A 13811-nucleotide genomic window follows, 5' to 3' on the forward strand; every position below is an offset into this window, starting at 1 on the left:
CGAACCCACAACCGGATAACCACGCGGCACAGCAACCTCCAAAACCACTAGACGTTGCACTGACCGTATGAATCCGCCCTGGCCATGGTGCTGCTGAGCTCACTCATCGGCTCGCTCATGAGCACGGTGCAGTGATTGGGTGGTGACCCGCGAGTCACCGCACCGAACGTGCATCCACGGCGGGATTCTGGTCGGATTTCCGCCACCAGTGCACGTTCGGCGCGACCGACTCGGCGCGAGAGACTCGGGGCGACCGACTCGGCGCGCCCAGGCCTAGCCGTGGCCGATCCGCAGCAGGTCGGCGACGCTGGCCAGTTTGATCCGAGGCCGGCCGTGCGGTTCGCCGGTCGAGCGTTCGTAGGCGTCGATCAGCTCCCAGTGCTCGGTGGTGACCAGCTTCGGCTGCCGGGACAGCAGCCAGGCCCGCAGCTCGTCGTCGTGATCGGGTCCGAAGTCGGCGGGCTGCGCGGCGGCCAGGTCGGCGGCCAGGGTGTCCACGGTGTGCTGGGAGTCGCTCTTATTGCTGCCGATCACCCCGGTCGGCCCGCGCTTGATCCAGCCGACCACGTACTGGTTGCGGGTGCCCTCGATCCGCCCGTCGGTGTGCGGAATGGTGCCGGTGCGCTCATCGAACGGCAGGCCGGGGGTGGCCACGCCCCGGTAGCCGACCGCACGCACCACCAGGTGCGCCGGCAGCACCTCCCGGGCGCCGGTGTCCTTGGCCACCACGCGTCCGCTTTCATCGGTCACCAGTTCATTGCGGCCCAGCACCACTTCCTTGACCCGCTCGTCCCCGCGGATCTCGATCGGTGAGGTACAGAACCGGAACACGATCCGTCGCCGACCCGGGCGGGCTTCGCGTCCGGCGTAGCCGCGCAGCACCTTGAGGTTCTGCTTGGGGGTTTTGCCGGCCGCCTCGGCGTCCTCGTCGGTGATATCGGCCAGATCGGCCGGGTCGACGATCACGTCGACGTCCTGCAGCCCCTTGAGGTCGCCCAACTCACGCAGCTCCAAGGTGGTGAATGTCGCCTGCAGGGGGCCGCGGCGCCCGATGATGACCACTTCCTCGACGCCGCACGGGTCCAGCACCTCCAACGCGTGATCGGCGATATCGGTGCTGCGCAACGCGTCGGGATCGGTGATCAGGATGCGGGCCACGTCCAGCGCGACGTTGCCGTTGCCGACCACGATGGCCCGGCCGCGGGACAGATCCGGCGCCATCGTCTGGTAGTGCGGGTGGGCGTTGTACCAGCCCACCAGCTCCACCGCGGCCACGCTGCCGGCCAGGTCTTCGCCGGGGATGCGCAGCGACTTGTCGGACTGGGCGCCCACCGCGTAGACCACCGCGTCGTAGCGTTCGGCCAGCTCGGCCGGCTGCACGTGGTCGCCGACCACGATGTTGCCGAAGAACCGGAACCGCGGATCGCGCGCCGTCTTTTCGAACTGGGCGCTGATCGATTTGATCTTCGGATGGTCGGGGGCGACGCCGGAGCGCACCAGACCCCACGGGGTGGGCAGCATCTCCAGCATGTCGACGTGCACGTCCGGTTCGTCCAGCTTGAGCAGTGACGCCGCCGCAAAATATCCCGACGGACCCGAGCCGACGATCGCTACGTGATAGGGCCGCATATAAGCCTTCTTTCGCGCCCGCGCCGCGCAAGGGGGCTGTCGCGCGTGGGGCACAGACGGGTACTCCCCGATGCTAAACGTTCGCCCGCGGCGGCCGCCGGTAACCTGGATAAACGTGGAACCCGACCGCCAAGCCGACATCGCCGCCCTGGACACCACTTTGACCACGGTGGAGCGAGTGCTCGACGTGGAGGGTCTGCGCAGCCGCATCGAGAAGCTCGAGCACGAGGCGTCCGACCCGAATCTGTGGGACGACCAGGCCAACGCGCAGCGGGTGACCAGCGAGTTGTCCCACGCCCAGGGCGAGCTGCGCCGGGTCGAAGACCTGCGCGGCCGCCTCGACGATCTGCCGGTGCTCTACGAGCTCGCGGCCGAAGAAGAGGGTGCGGCGGCCAGCGAGGCGCGGGCCGAGGCCGACGCCGACCTGGCGACGCTACGCGCCGACATCGCGGCCATGGAGGTCCGCACCCTGCTGTCCGGCGAGTACGACGAGCGCGAGGCGCTGGTCACCATCCGGTCCGGGGCCGGCGGGGTGGACGCCGCCGACTGGGCCGAGATGCTGATGCGGATGTACATCCGGTGGGCCGAGCAGCACAAGTATCCCGTCGAGGTGTTCGACACCTCCTACGCCGAAGAGGCCGGGATCAAAAGCGCGACGTTCGCCGTGCACGCCCCGTTCGGGTACGGCACCCTGTCCGTCGAGCAGGGCACCCACCGGCTGGTGCGGATCAGCCCGTTCGACAACCAGAGCCGCCGGCAGACCTCGTTCGCCGAAGTCGAGGTGCTGCCGGTGGTGGAGACCACCGACCACATCGACATCCCCGAGGGCGACGTCCGCGTCGACGTGTACCGCTCCAGCGGACCCGGCGGCCAGTCGGTCAACACCACCGACTCGGCGGTGCGGCTGACCCACATTCCCACCGGGATCGTGGTGACCTGCCAAAACGAGAAGTCCCAGCTGCAGAACAAGGTCGCCGCCATGCGGGTCCTGCAGGCAAAGCTGCTGGAACGCAAGCGATTAGAGGAACGCGCCGAACTCGACGCGCTCAAGGGCGACGGCGGCAGCTCGTGGGGCAACCAGATGCGCTCCTACGTGTTGCACCCCTATCAGATGGTCAAGGACCTGCGCACCGAATACGAGGTCGGCAACCCGGCGGCCGTGCTGGACGGCGACATCGACGGATTCCTGGAGGCGGGGATCCGGTGGCGCAACAGGCGCGATGACGACTGACACCAGCGTTCTCGCCATCTCGCTGGCGCAGCGCTGGCACGACTTCTGGCGTGGCGACATCGGCGAATGGATCATCGCCAAGGGCTTACGGATCGTGTTGCTGCTGATCGGGGCGGTGCTGGTGGCCCGGTTCATCACCTGGGCGGCGCAGAAAATCACCCGGCGACTCGAAGAGGGCTTCCAGACCGGGGACGCCCTGGTGCGGTCGGAGGCCTCCAAGCACCGCCAAGCGGTCGCGTCGGTGATCTCCTGGGTCGCGCTGGTCATGCTCGGCGTCGTCGTCGCCGTGCAGATCACCGACATCGTCAACATCTCGGTGGGGTCGTTGGTGGGGCCGGCCGCGGTGCTGGGCGGCGCGTTGGGTTTCGGCGCCCAAAAGCTGGTCCAAGACCTGCTCGCCGGGTTCTTCATCATCACCGAGAAGCAGTACGGCTTCGGTGATCTGGTGCAGCTGAGCATGGTGGGGGCGCCGACCGAAGCGCTCGGCACCGTCGAAGAGGTCACGCTGCGGGTGACCAAGCTGCGCACCCCCGACGGCGAGGTGTACAGCATCCCGAACGGCAACATCGTCCGATCGCTGAACCTGTCCAAGGACTGGGCGCGCGCCGTCGTCGACATCCCGATCCCCACCACCGCCGACCTCAGCCAGGTCAACGAGGTGCTGCATCAGGTCTGCGAGCACGCCATGGATGACGATGCGCCGCTGCGGGAGCTGCTGCTGGATCAGCCCGCCCTGATGGGCGTGGAAAGCATCGAGGTCGACACGGTCAACCTGCGGATGGTGGCCCGCACCCTGCCCGGCAAACAGTTCGAGGTGGGCCGACGGCTGCGGGTCCAAGTGGTGCGGGCGCTGGCCCGGGTCGGGGTGGTGACCGCCGGCGGGGTGACCCCCACCGTGGAGGCGCTGGCCCATCCGGCCGCGGCCGACAAAACGCAGAGGCCGGGGTAACGATGGTGAAGGTCACGTTGCCGAAGTTCAAGAGGAACGCCGACGGGGCGCGCGGCTGGCCGGCCTACCTGTTCGGCGGCCACGTGCGCACCTCCACCGTGGTGCTGATCGTCGCGTTTTTCCTGGTGTGGTGGGTGTACGACGCGTATCAGCCGCCGCCGAAACCCGCCCCGGCGCCGCAGGTGGTGCCGCCGGGCTTCATCCCGGATCCGAACTACACGTGGGTGCCGCGCAGCCGGTTGCAGCAGCCGCCGGCCACGGTCACCGAGACGGTGCGACCGTCGACGGTGACCGAGACCGTGACGCCGACCACAACCGCGCCGGAGACGACGTCCAGCGAGCCCCCGCCGCCGCCGTTCTGTCCGCCGTTTTGCCCGCCGTCCCCGGCGGAGCCGTCGCCGCCGGCCCCGCCGGGCGAGTCGGCCAGTCCGGCTCCCGGGCAATCGCCGGCGCCCGCCCCGCCGCCGGTTACCACCACGCCACCCCCGAGGTAGCCTGACCAGCTTCTGGGTGACTCACAGCTACACTGCGTGCCGTGATGATCACCCTCGACCATGTCAGTAAGCAGTACAAATCGTCGGCGCGTCCAGCGCTGGACAACGTCAACGTCAAAATCGACAAGGGTGAGTTCGTCTTCCTCATCGGGCCGTCCGGCTCGGGCAAGTCGACCTTCATGCGGCTGCTGTTGGGTGCGGAGACCCCCACCAGCGGCGACGTGCGGGTCTCCAAGTTCCACGTCAACAAGCTGTCCGGCCGCCACATCCCGCGGCTGCGGCAGGTGATCGGCTGCGTATTCCAGGATTTCCGGCTGCTGCAACAGAAAACGGTGTTCGCCAACGTCGCCTTCGCGCTGGAGGTGATCGGGAAGAAGCCCGAGATGATCAACCGGGTGGTGCCCGACGTGTTGGAGATGGTCGGGCTGTCCGGCAAAGCCAACCGGATGCCCGCCGAACTGTCCGGCGGTGAACAGCAGCGGGTCGCGATCGCGCGGGCCTTCGTCAACCGGCCGCTGGTGTTGTTGGCCGATGAGCCCACCGGGAACCTGGACCCCGAGACCAGCAAGGACATCATGGACCTGCTGGAACGCATCAACCGGACCGGGACCACCGTGCTGATGGCCACCCACGACCACCACATCGTCGACGCGATGCGACAACGGGTGGTGGAACTGTCGTTGGGCAGGCTGGTGCGAGATGAGCAGCGCGGCGTCTACGGAATGGATCGGTAAGTGCGTTTCAGCTTCCTGCTCAACGAAGTCATCACCGGTCTTCGTCGCAATGTCACCATGACGATCGCGATGATCCTGACCACCGCGATCTCGATCGGCCTGTTCGGCGGCGGGCTGCTGGTGATCCGGCTGGCCGACAACTCCCGCGCCATCTACCTGGACCGGGTCGAGTCGCAGGTGTTCTTACAGGGCGACGTCTCGGCCAACGACCCGACCTGCGATGCCGACCCGTGTAAGGCGCTGCGCGAAAAGATCGAGTCGCGGGCCGACGTGAAGTCGGTGCGCTACCTCAACAGCGAAGATGCCTACCAAGACGCGATCCGCAAGTTCCCGCAGTTCAAAGACGTGGCGAGCAAGGACACCTTCCCGTCGTCGTTCATCGTCAAGCTGGAACACCCCGACCAGCATCAAGAGTTCGACGCCGCGATGCAGGGTCAGCCCGGGGTGGACCGGGTGCTCAACCAAAAGGAGCTGATCGACCGGTTGTTCGCGGTCCTGGACGGCTTGAGCAACGCCGCGTTTGCGGTGGCCCTGGTGCAGGCGATCGGTGCGATCCTGTTGATCGCCAACATGGTTCAGGTCGCGGCGTATACCCGGCGCACCGAGGTCGGCATCATGCGGCTGGTCGGCGCCACCCGCTGGTACACCCAGCTGCCCTTCTTGGTGGAGGCGATGGTGGCGGCCACCGCCGGTGTCATCATCGCCATCTTCGGGTTGGCGTTGGTGCGGGCATTGTTCCTCGACAAGGCGTTGAGCCAGTTCTACAAGGCCAATTTGCTCGCCCCGATTGGTTACCTTGACATCCTCTACATTTCACCTTGGCTGCTGCTGGTCGGGGCGGTGATGGCCGGTGTGACCGCGTATGTGACGCTGCGTCTGTACGTACGGCGGTAGCCAGATGGCCAAAAAGTCCAGCGCCGAAAAGGCTTCCGGCAAGCAGGTGGTGGCCACCAATCGCAAGGCGCGGCACGACTATGCCATTGTGGAGGTGTTCGAAGCTGGTGTGGCCCTGGTCGGAACCGAGGTGAAAAGCTTGCGGGAAGGTCACGCCTCCCTGGTCGATGCGTTCGCCACCGTGGACGATGGCGAAGTGTGGTTGCGCAACCTGCACATTCCGGAGTATCACCACGGCACCTGGACCAACCATGCGCCGCGGCGTAACCGCAAGTTGCTGCTGCATCGCCGCCAGATCGACATGCTGGTGGGCAAGCTGCGCGACGGCAACCTGACGCTGGTTCCGCTGTCGGTGTATTTCCTGCACGGCAAGGTCAAAGTGGAGTTGGCGCTGGCGCGCGGTAAGCAGGCCCACGACAAGCGCCAGGACCTGGCCCGCCGGGACGCCCAGCGGGAGATCACCCGCGCGCTGGGCCGTCGAGCCAAGGGCATGAACTGATCGGCGCTCCCGCTGGGCCGGCGTTGGCGCTGGTCTCGGCGGCCAATTTCGGTGTCAGCGACTTCGTCGGCGGGCTCGCCTCGCGGCGGGTGGTGGCGCTGCGGGTGGTGCTGGTGTCCACCCCGGTCGCGATGGTGCTGCTGGGGGTGCTGGCCTTTGTCGAGGGCGGACCGATCACCGCCGAGGCGGTGATCTGGGGCGCGCTGGGCGGGGTTAGCCAGGCGCTCGGCATCTGGTGGTTTTACGCGGCGCTGGGGTCGGGTCCGATCGCGGTGGTGTCCCCGCTGTCGGCGGTGGTGGACGCGGCCGTCCCGGTCGGGGTCGGGGTGGCGTTGGGGGAGCGGCCGGGGCCGATGGCCACCTTCGGCATCGTGCTGGCGCTGGCCTCGGTGGTGCTGATCAGCCGGGAAGCCACCGACGAAGACGTCAAACCGCACCGGTTCACCCGGAGGGTGGCGTGGCTGACGATCGGGTCCGGGTTGGCGCTCGGGTTGAACTTCGTGTTCATCGATCAGACCCCGATGGAGTCGCGGCTGTGGCCGCTGCTGTTCGCGCGGGCGGCGGCGTCGGTGATGGTGGTCGCGGTGGCCGCGGTCAGCCGCAACCTGCACTTGCCGTCGGGCACCCCGCTGCGGTTGGCGCTGCTGGCCGCGCTGCTCGACACCGTCGCCAACGTCACCATGCTGTTGGCGCTGCACGTTGCCCTGCTGTCGCTGGCCAGCGTGCTGATCGCGCTGTACCCGGCCGCGACCGTGGTGCTGGCGATCGTGGTGCTGCGGGAACGGGTGCACCGCTGGCAGGTGGTGGGCATGGTGCTGGCCATGGTGGCGGTGGCGCTGATCACCATCCGGTGACTTGTCTTTTGTCGCCGAGAGTCGTCTTTTGTCGCCGAGATCGACGCTAGCGCGGACAATGTCGAGTGGACCTCTCGCCAGCGTCGATCTCGACGCCGTTACACCACGCCGGGCGGGAAGATAATGCGGTGGCATGTCGTTGCAGACCGCGTACCATGAAGAGTCCTGCCGAAGGTCGGCGGGGATGCGAGGGGCTGAACGGTTTCGACTTCGCGCATCGAATCAAGGGAAGCGTGCCGGTGCAGGCAAGAGACCACCGTAAGCGTCGTTGCAACCAATTAAGCGCCGATTCTCATCAGCGCGACTACGCCCTCGCTGCCTAAGCGACGGCTGGTCTGTCAGACCGGGAGCGCCCTCGGCCCGGACCCTGGCATCAGCTAGAGGGATCCACCGTTACGTCCGGTCGCGGGACGTAACGGGACAACCACAGCGACTGGGATCGTCATCTCGGCTAGTTCGCGTGACCGGGAGATCCGAGTAGAGGCACGGCGAACTGCGCACGGAGAAGCCTTGAGGGAATGCCGTAGGACCCGGGTTCGATTCCCGGCAGCTCCACCTATTCATGCAGGTCACGACAACAAAATACCAGCCGGAAACCTTATCCACACCACTATCCACAAACTCATCTGATACGGTGCCGGACATGGCATCGGTTCGCAGGCTCGACCGCAAAGACGGAACCACGACGTGGCAGGTCCGATACCGGATCGACGGCCGGGCGTCGGGGCTGACGTGGCCGACTGAGGACGACGCCAAGAAGTTCGCCGCCCTAGTCGACAGCGTCGGCGCCAAGCGGGCGCTGGAAGTGCACGGCTTGGACGACGGGCCCGCGCGTAAGCCGAAGGGCATCACGGTCGAGGAGTGGGTCAAGCACTACATCGACCACCTGCCGGGCCTCGACAAGCGCACCGCGGCCGACTACCGGACCTACCTGAAGAACGACATCGGCCCGGTGCTGGGCAAGATCCCGCTCGTCGATCTGTCACGTGACGACGTTGCCTCGTGGATCAACGCGATGGCCTGTTATGGCGCGTCGGGAAAGACCATCGCAAACAAGCACGGGAGCCTGCTATCGCCGGCGCTGGCCGCCGCGGTGACGGCCGGCAAGATCGCGGCCAACCCCGCCGCCGGGCTACGCATGCCGCGCACCGAGGCCGGCGAGATGCGGTTTCTCTCGCACGCCGAGTTCGACGCCATCTTGCGCGCGACCCCCGACTACTGGCGGCCGATGATGCGGTTTCTGGTCGCGTCCGGCGCCCGGCTCGGCGAAGCGACCGCGCTGCGGCCCTCCGACGTCAACCGCGGCGAGAACACGGTGCGGATCGCGCGGGCGTGGAAGCGTCACCCGGACGGCTACCGCATCGGCGCGCCCAAGACGGCCCGGTCCGTGCGAACGATCGACATGCCGGCCGACGTTCTCGACGACCTCAACTACAGCGGCGAGTGGCTGTTCACCAATTCCGGGCGTGGTGCGCGCAGTCGGGGTGGTGCCGTGCGCGCGGCGAACTTCCGGTCCAACGTCTGGTGGCCGGCCGTCGCCCGCGCCAAGGTCGCAGCGCCGCGGCCCCGGATTCACGACCTGCGCCACACCTGCGCATCGTGGATGATCGCGGCCGGCGTCCCGCTGCCGGTGATCCAGCGCCACCTGGGCCACGAGTCGATCAAGACGACATGTGATCGATATGGACACTTGGACCGGGAGGCGGGAAAGCGCGCCGCCGCGGCCATCGAGATGGCCCTAGGCGGGTAAGGGCGGATTGGTCGGCGCCGACCGACGTTCCATTCTTATTCAGGTTTTTCTCAGCCTATGGCGATCTTGTTCTTATCGATGTACGTTTGCGGAGAACTCCTCCCCAGCGGGGGGGGGGGGGGGGGGGGGGATATCTCTCATAGAGCAGGAAAACCATTGAGCACGAACATAATTCCGGGCGCCCCGGCGAGCCGGCCCAGCGAATTTCGCCAGCGCATCGCGGACCTCCTGGAGGCATTCGCGGCCGACTGTAGCTGCGGCGACACGGCCGACGACTGCGAACTGCTGCCGCACGTGCTCTGGGAGATCCGCCAAATCATGGCCGACATCCAACCGTCAGACCTCTTCCCGCACGAGGCGCTTGCGCTCCTAGCGGTGCTGGTACCGGCGCACGCTCGACGGCTGCGGGTCATCGCCGGCGGCCCAACCCGGCGCCCATCCCTGTCCATCGTCAGTGAGATTCCGGCGCCTGGCATCGGCGAGGCGGCGCCGTAACTCGTCGATCAGGTCGTCATTGCTGGCGTCGCGCAGCGCAACGCCGCCATCCGGGCCGCGGTCGGGGGGCCGGATCGCCGTGGGTTCGCCACCGTTGAGAACGGCGATCGCCGACCCCGGCTCCCATTGCAACGGGCCGTCGAGCTTGTTGAGCGTCGAGCCGCGCGGCCGGGGCGCGCTGGCGTCATCGTTTTCGATGCGGGACTGAACGACATCGGACGGTCCGCCGAGGTCCTGGACGGCTTTCTGACTCAGGTGTAGTTCGACGCGCCGCAGCCTCACTATCTGCCCGAGCCGCTGCCAGCGTGCCGCCTCTCCGTCGTTCATAGCTACATCATCCGGAAAATGTTCGGCAAACACAACCGATGTTCGGCTAACGACATAGTTGTAATTTGTTCGGCTGACCTGCGCTGACATCAAGATCGGTGCAGATCAGGACAACATTTGCCGAACAGATGCTTGTGTCCACCGCATGTTTGCCTTACATTGTGTTCATGCCAATCGGCGCCAAACATTCGAAGTCCATAGGCGAGGATCGGCCGCTTCGGACCCCGCCACACCTTCCGCTCAAGGCCCTCCGCGAGGTCACTGACACCACCCTCGAAGAGCTGGCCATCGGCATCGGCGAAATCCTCGACAGTACGCCCCCTAGCCGCGGAACCCTGTCGGCGATTGAGACCGGGCGTCGCGGTGCATCGCGCGAGCTGCTCAGCGCAATCGAAGAATTCTTCCACCTGAGCCCCGGCACCATCACCACCACCTACCGGCCGCGGCCGACTGCGCGACGGGTGGTCGCGTGATGAGCGCCGTCGAGCTATTCACCTACGCCGAGGACGACCTGCGGGCTGTTGTCATCGACGGAGAACCGTGGTTCGTCGCTGGCGACGTGGCCCGGATGCTCGGTTACCGCGACGCGCACAACATGGCGCGCCGCCTCGACGACGACGAAAAGGGTACTCGCTCACTGAGTACCCCTGGCGGACAACAGGTCGTCGGCATCATCAACGAGTCAGGTCTGTACACCGCGATCCTTGGGTCACAGATCGAGGGGGCGCAGCGCTTCAAGCGCTGGGTCACCCGCGAGGTTCTGCCCGCCATCCGGCGCACCGGCAGCTACGGCACGCGGCCCGCGCTCACCGGCGCCGAGCTCCTGGCCCACGCGGTTCTGGAAGCCCAGGCGATGCTGGCGGCCAAGGACGAGCGGATCGCCGAGCTGGAGCCCAAGGCCGAGGTCGCCGACAGGTTCCTGACCGCCGAAGGTGACCTGTCGGTGCGCGACGCCGCGCAGTCGCTCACCCGCGCCGGCATCCAGGTCGGCGAGCGCCGCCTGTTCTCGTGCCTGGAGAAACGGCAGAAGTGGATCGGCCGCGCGGGCGACGGGCGCTACCGCGTGTACCAGTCGGCCATCGACGCCGGCTACATGTCCGTGCTGCCGCAGTCGCACTACCACCCGCGCACCGGGGTTCTGGTAATCGACCCGCCGCAGCCAAGGGTGACGCCAAAGGGGTTGCAACGGTTGCTGTCTGCGTACAACCACGGGGCCGCGTGATGGGCGACTTCAAGAAGCGTGCCGAATCTTGGGAACTCCTGCTTGAACAGGGATTCGTCAACAAAGGGCTGACGACCGCCAACACGGCGTCGCCGCCGAGCGACGCCGTGCGCCGCGACGAGAGCGCGCTGCGTCGCTACATCGGCGCGCTTCTCGGCGAGATATTCAGGCTGAAGAATGCCGTTCGCGTCCCGTGCCCACGCCACCGCGTGGATGCGTGCTTTCGTTGCGGCGCGCCTATTTACCCTGCCGCCGTTGAAGTGCTGCGCGCGCTAGGTCCGATGGTTTCAACGCCTGATGCGGCTGTAGGTGCGGTGATGTGCACGGCTTGCGTCTCCGTATTGGAGGCGGCGTCCAGGTGACCCACAGCACCGTATGCTCCCAGTCTTTGATCAGCACGCCGAAGGCGAACTCCAGAACGTCGCCCGGACGCAGGAGTGCTGTCGTAGCGCAAACCTCTGGCTCCCAGCGTTCGGCGCGGCGGATATGCACAGCGACGCGGTGCGCGTTCCCGTCGCCGAAGTTCGACAGCTTGCATATCGCCTTGAAGCTGTCGCCCTGGCCGTTTGGGTGCGTCACTTCGCCGTCCAGCGTCCAGTCCGACTGGGGCCGAAACCACCACTCGCGACCGAAGGTGAACCCGGTTGCGCTCATCGAGATCGCTGCCGCAGCCCATGCAGAGACCGTGCCTATCTCCATCGCCGAAACCTACCGCAGCGGCCCAGGGGTTACCGCAGCCGCATAAAGAAAACCCCCGCCCAGGCAGGGGCGGGGGCCGAACAAAGGAGTATTCGTGACCAACTCTACCGCACGCCTGCGACACCGCACCATCCACGCCCGCACCGCACGCCGACTGCTCGCCTCCGTCGCGGCCGGTGCCATCCTGACCGGTACCGCGCTCGGGTGGGCCGGGCACGCGAACGCCGATCCGGACCCGCACGTGCCGAACATGGCCGGGGGCTACTGCCCAGGTGGCGGCCAGGGCTCGCCCATGTGGTTGGGCTACTGCGACGGCGTCCACTATCCGGACGGGAGTTATTGGCACACAATCCAATACGGGCTGCCATTGATCGGCCACCCCAACGGACTGCTGTCGCCGGGGATGCAGTGCGTGGTCGATGACGGTGGACCCATCCCGGTCGCGGCACCCGGCGGCGGGTGCGGTGGTGCGGCATGAACTACACCCTCCCCGAAGTCGCCCGAATCGCTTGCGAGGGCGCGGGCATCAAGGACCCCGAGCGCTGGCTGCTGACCCGCGTGCGTGCCGGGAAAGTGTCGGCGCGACGGATCACCCGCGGCAAATACGTCTTCACCCAAGAGCAGTTGGACGAGCTGCTGGCCAGCCTCGACACCAGCCGACAGCCGGAACCCGCCGCCGAACCCGACCCCGAGCCGGCACCGACCGGTCGACCGACCGCCGCCAGCCTGCGCCGACGACTCAGGAGTGCATCATGACCGACACCATCGCCCACGCCCTACGCCGCGTCGACGAGCTGGAGCAGCTATCCCAGCGTCTCGCGGCCGACAACGCGCACCTACGCGCCCAGCTCGACAACGCACTGACCGAGCGCGCGAACCTGGTCATCAAGAACCGGGCGCTCGTCACGGTGGTCGCCAAGCAAGAAGACGAGATCACCACCGCTGCCCAGGACTTCGACGCCGAGCGCGTTGTCTCGGCGGGACTCCAGGCTGAGCTTGATCGGCTGGCGTCGGACAACGCGACGTTGCGGGCTGAGCGCGACTACTGGCTAGCGCAGTACACGTCGGCGGTGTCCTCATGAGCAAGTTCTACCCACCGCAGCGGATGAACAAAAAGAACCGTGGGCGGCTGTATCGCGCGCAACTCGCGCTGGGCCGGATTGCCAGAACGCTGGACAACGATGACCTGTCTGACAGCGAAGCAATCGAGGTAATCGCGGACATCGTTACCGACTGGGAAGAACTGCGATACGGCGCGCGGGAGCCCTCTGAAGCGGAGGCGTCGTGACCGTCTTCCAAACGTTCCTCTACCGCGTAGCCCTTGGCCTGCTTGGCGTCTCGATCATCGGCAACGCCGTCGCATGGGCAACGAAGGGCAACGGCACCGACTGCGTGCTGCACATCCTCATGCTCGCGTCGCTGATGGCACTGACGGCGCTGCCGGTCCGCTACCGGCGGCAGATCGACGCGCACCGCTGCCCGGCGCCGGCCTCCCTCGATGACCTCTTCGCCGCCCAGGAGCGCGAATGGGGGCATGGCGGCTACGTGTACGACTACCCGGCAACGCTCGCGGACGGCACCGCGATCACGGGGCGTGCGCGATGACCCTCCTATCGGCCCTCACCGTCGCCATCAACCGTGCCTTCAACGCCATCGAGGGGTTGGCGTGGAAGCTCGGCCACGACTGGGACGTGCCGGCACAGACGCCGGAGGGTTGGGACGCGCAGACTTCCGCCGTTGGGGAATCGGCGGAAAGCCCGGAGCCGGTTGAGGTAACTCCCGGCTCCGGGCAACCAAGCTCCGATGAATGGGCCATAAATGACGGCGTCGTGATGGTTCCGGCCAGTTTTCTAAACAGCCTGCCGCCTGGACCCCCGCCCGATGTCGCTCTCGCCGAGGACGACGTGCACCGAGCTGTCGACGCTCAACTGGCTGGACGACTGCTCTTGCTAGCAGACGAACTGCATGAGTACGCCGCCAATTTGATTCCGGACACCAAGTAAGAAAACGGCCCCGCCGGGACGCATCCGGCGA

The 13811-nt window shown here is 66.9% G+C and carries 19 protein-coding genes and 1 other RNA gene; 18 read left to right on the top strand and 2 right to left on the bottom strand.

Annotation, left to right across the window (positions count from 1 at the left end):
- Positions 1 to 273 precede the first annotated feature (273 nt).
- Entirely contained in the window at positions 274 to 1629 is a 1356-nt protein-coding gene (locus ACAG26_RS24080) for an FAD-dependent oxidoreductase (protein WP_370485597.1), read from the bottom strand.
- Positions 1630 to 1744: 115 nt separating this feature from the next.
- Here ACAG26_RS24080 and prfB point away from each other — a divergent pair, with 115 nt between their 5' ends.
- From prfB to ACAG26_RS24125, 9 genes are all read left to right on the top strand, one after another.
- Positions 1745 to 2860, top strand: coding sequence for a peptide chain release factor 2 (gene prfB, locus ACAG26_RS24085; RefSeq protein ID WP_370485598.1), 1116 nt, complete (start codon positions 1745 to 1747; stop codon positions 2858 to 2860).
- On the top strand, positions 2850 to 3809 hold the full coding sequence (locus tag ACAG26_RS24090; RefSeq protein ID WP_370485599.1) for a mechanosensitive ion channel family protein: 960 nt from the start codon (positions 2850 to 2852) through the stop codon (positions 3807 to 3809). Before prfB ends, ACAG26_RS24090 begins: the two co-directional genes overlap by 11 nt.
- Positions 3810 to 3814: 5 nt before the next feature.
- On the top strand, positions 3815 to 4303 hold the full coding sequence (locus ACAG26_RS24095) for a hypothetical protein (RefSeq protein WP_370485600.1): 489 nt from the start codon (positions 3815 to 3817) through the stop codon (positions 4301 to 4303).
- Positions 4304 to 4347: 44 nt separating this feature from the next.
- Positions 4348 to 5037, top strand: coding sequence for a cell division ATP-binding protein FtsE (gene ftsE, locus ACAG26_RS24100; RefSeq protein ID WP_071025126.1), 690 nt, complete (start codon positions 4348 to 4350; stop codon positions 5035 to 5037).
- Positions 5038 to 5931 carry a permease-like cell division protein FtsX gene (ftsX, locus tag ACAG26_RS24105; RefSeq protein WP_370485601.1) on the top strand — a complete coding sequence of 298 codons (894 nt, stop codon included), beginning with the start codon at positions 5038 to 5040 and terminating at the stop codon, positions 5929 to 5931.
- A 4-nt stretch (positions 5932 to 5935) separates the two neighbouring features.
- Positions 5936 to 6430 (top strand): SsrA-binding protein SmpB, encoded by a 495-nt coding sequence (gene smpB / locus ACAG26_RS24110; RefSeq protein WP_370485602.1) that lies wholly within the window; start codon positions 5936 to 5938, stop codon positions 6428 to 6430.
- 23 nt (positions 6431 to 6453) lie between these two features.
- Positions 6454 to 7284: an EamA family transporter gene (locus ACAG26_RS24115; protein ID WP_370485603.1), complete on the top strand. Its 831-nt coding sequence runs from the start codon at positions 6454 to 6456 to the stop codon at positions 7282 to 7284.
- 190 nt (positions 7285 to 7474) lie between these two features.
- Positions 7475 to 7842, top strand: a transfer-messenger RNA (tmRNA) gene (gene ssrA / locus ACAG26_RS24120).
- 85 nt (positions 7843 to 7927) lie between these two features.
- Positions 7928 to 9034, top strand: a complete 1107-nt coding sequence (locus ACAG26_RS24125) for a tyrosine-type recombinase/integrase (RefSeq protein WP_370485604.1) — start codon at positions 7928 to 7930, stop codon at positions 9032 to 9034.
- Positions 9035 to 9403: 369 nt separating this feature from the next.
- Here ACAG26_RS24125 and ACAG26_RS24130 read toward each other — a convergent pair whose 3' ends face one another.
- Positions 9404 to 9856: a hypothetical protein gene (locus ACAG26_RS24130; protein WP_370485605.1), complete on the bottom strand. Its 453-nt coding sequence runs from the start codon at positions 9854 to 9856 to the stop codon at positions 9404 to 9406.
- Between the two features lie 167 nt (positions 9857 to 10023).
- Between ACAG26_RS24130 and ACAG26_RS24135 the strand changes: the two genes are divergently transcribed.
- The 9 genes from ACAG26_RS24135 to ACAG26_RS24175 all read left to right on the top strand — a co-directional run bounded on the left by ACAG26_RS24135 (position 10024) and on the right by ACAG26_RS24175 (position 13780).
- Positions 10024 to 10329 (top strand): helix-turn-helix domain-containing protein, encoded by a 306-nt coding sequence (locus tag ACAG26_RS24135; protein ID WP_370485606.1) that lies wholly within the window; start codon positions 10024 to 10026, stop codon positions 10327 to 10329.
- Positions 10329 to 11078: a BRO family protein gene (locus tag ACAG26_RS24140; protein ID WP_370485607.1), complete on the top strand. Its 750-nt coding sequence runs from the start codon at positions 10329 to 10331 to the stop codon at positions 11076 to 11078. The genes ACAG26_RS24135 and ACAG26_RS24140 overlap by 1 nt, the downstream gene beginning before the upstream one ends.
- On the top strand, positions 11078 to 11440 hold the full coding sequence (locus ACAG26_RS24145) for a hypothetical protein (RefSeq protein WP_370485608.1): 363 nt from the start codon (positions 11078 to 11080) through the stop codon (positions 11438 to 11440). The genes ACAG26_RS24140 and ACAG26_RS24145 overlap by 1 nt, the downstream gene beginning before the upstream one ends.
- Positions 11441 to 11871: 431 nt before the next feature.
- Positions 11872 to 12255 carry a hypothetical protein gene (locus ACAG26_RS24150; protein WP_370485609.1) on the top strand — a complete coding sequence of 128 codons (384 nt, stop codon included), beginning with the start codon at positions 11872 to 11874 and terminating at the stop codon, positions 12253 to 12255.
- On the top strand, positions 12252 to 12533 hold the full coding sequence (locus ACAG26_RS24155) for a hypothetical protein (protein WP_370485610.1): 282 nt from the start codon (positions 12252 to 12254) through the stop codon (positions 12531 to 12533). Before ACAG26_RS24150 ends, ACAG26_RS24155 begins: the two co-directional genes overlap by 4 nt.
- Positions 12530 to 12859 (top strand): hypothetical protein, encoded by a 330-nt coding sequence (locus ACAG26_RS24160; RefSeq protein ID WP_370485611.1) that lies wholly within the window; start codon positions 12530 to 12532, stop codon positions 12857 to 12859. The genes ACAG26_RS24155 and ACAG26_RS24160 overlap by 4 nt, the downstream gene beginning before the upstream one ends.
- Positions 12856 to 13065 (top strand): hypothetical protein, encoded by a 210-nt coding sequence (locus ACAG26_RS24165; protein ID WP_370485612.1) that lies wholly within the window; start codon positions 12856 to 12858, stop codon positions 13063 to 13065. The genes ACAG26_RS24160 and ACAG26_RS24165 overlap by 4 nt, the downstream gene beginning before the upstream one ends.
- Entirely contained in the window at positions 13062 to 13382 is a 321-nt protein-coding gene (locus tag ACAG26_RS24170; RefSeq protein ID WP_370485613.1) for a hypothetical protein, read from the top strand. Before ACAG26_RS24165 ends, ACAG26_RS24170 begins: the two co-directional genes overlap by 4 nt.
- The gene (locus ACAG26_RS24175; protein ID WP_370485614.1) at positions 13379 to 13780 is read left to right on the top strand and encodes a hypothetical protein; all 402 of its coding nucleotides are present in this window, start codon (positions 13379 to 13381) and stop codon (positions 13778 to 13780) included. Before ACAG26_RS24170 ends, ACAG26_RS24175 begins: the two co-directional genes overlap by 4 nt.
- Positions 13781 to 13811 lie beyond the last annotated feature (31 nt).

The sequence above is a fragment of the Mycobacterium sp. pUA109 genome (assembly GCF_041287095.1).
GTDB lineage: Bacteria > Actinomycetota > Actinomycetes > Mycobacteriales > Mycobacteriaceae > Mycobacterium.

Excerpts from the sequence above, each read along its gene's own strand:
- ACAG26_RS24080 (WP_370485597.1), bottom strand. The coding sequence starts at position 1,629 with ATGCGGCCCTATCACGTAGCGATCGTCGGCTCGGGTCCGTCGGGATAT.
- ACAG26_RS24090 (WP_370485599.1), top strand. The coding sequence starts at position 2,850 with ATGACGACTGACACCAGCGTTCTCGCCATCTCGCTGGCGCAGCGCTGG.
- ftsE (WP_071025126.1), top strand. The coding sequence starts at position 4,348 with ATGATCACCCTCGACCATGTCAGTAAGCAGTACAAATCGTCGGCGCGT.
- smpB (WP_370485602.1), top strand. The coding sequence starts at position 5,936 with ATGGCCAAAAAGTCCAGCGCCGAAAAGGCTTCCGGCAAGCAGGTGGTG.
- ACAG26_RS24125 (WP_370485604.1), top strand. The coding sequence starts at position 7,928 with ATGGCATCGGTTCGCAGGCTCGACCGCAAAGACGGAACCACGACGTGG.
- ACAG26_RS24130 (WP_370485605.1), bottom strand. The coding sequence starts at position 9,856 with ATGAACGACGGAGAGGCGGCACGCTGGCAGCGGCTCGGGCAGATAGTG.
- ACAG26_RS24135 (WP_370485606.1), top strand. The coding sequence starts at position 10,024 with ATGCCAATCGGCGCCAAACATTCGAAGTCCATAGGCGAGGATCGGCCG.
- ACAG26_RS24140 (WP_370485607.1), top strand. The coding sequence starts at position 10,329 with ATGAGCGCCGTCGAGCTATTCACCTACGCCGAGGACGACCTGCGGGCT.
- ACAG26_RS24145 (WP_370485608.1), top strand. The coding sequence starts at position 11,078 with ATGGGCGACTTCAAGAAGCGTGCCGAATCTTGGGAACTCCTGCTTGAA.
- ACAG26_RS24155 (WP_370485610.1), top strand. The coding sequence starts at position 12,252 with ATGAACTACACCCTCCCCGAAGTCGCCCGAATCGCTTGCGAGGGCGCG.
- ACAG26_RS24160 (WP_370485611.1), top strand. The coding sequence starts at position 12,530 with ATGACCGACACCATCGCCCACGCCCTACGCCGCGTCGACGAGCTGGAG.
- ACAG26_RS24165 (WP_370485612.1), top strand. The coding sequence starts at position 12,856 with ATGAGCAAGTTCTACCCACCGCAGCGGATGAACAAAAAGAACCGTGGG.
- ACAG26_RS24175 (WP_370485614.1), top strand. The coding sequence starts at position 13,379 with ATGACCCTCCTATCGGCCCTCACCGTCGCCATCAACCGTGCCTTCAAC.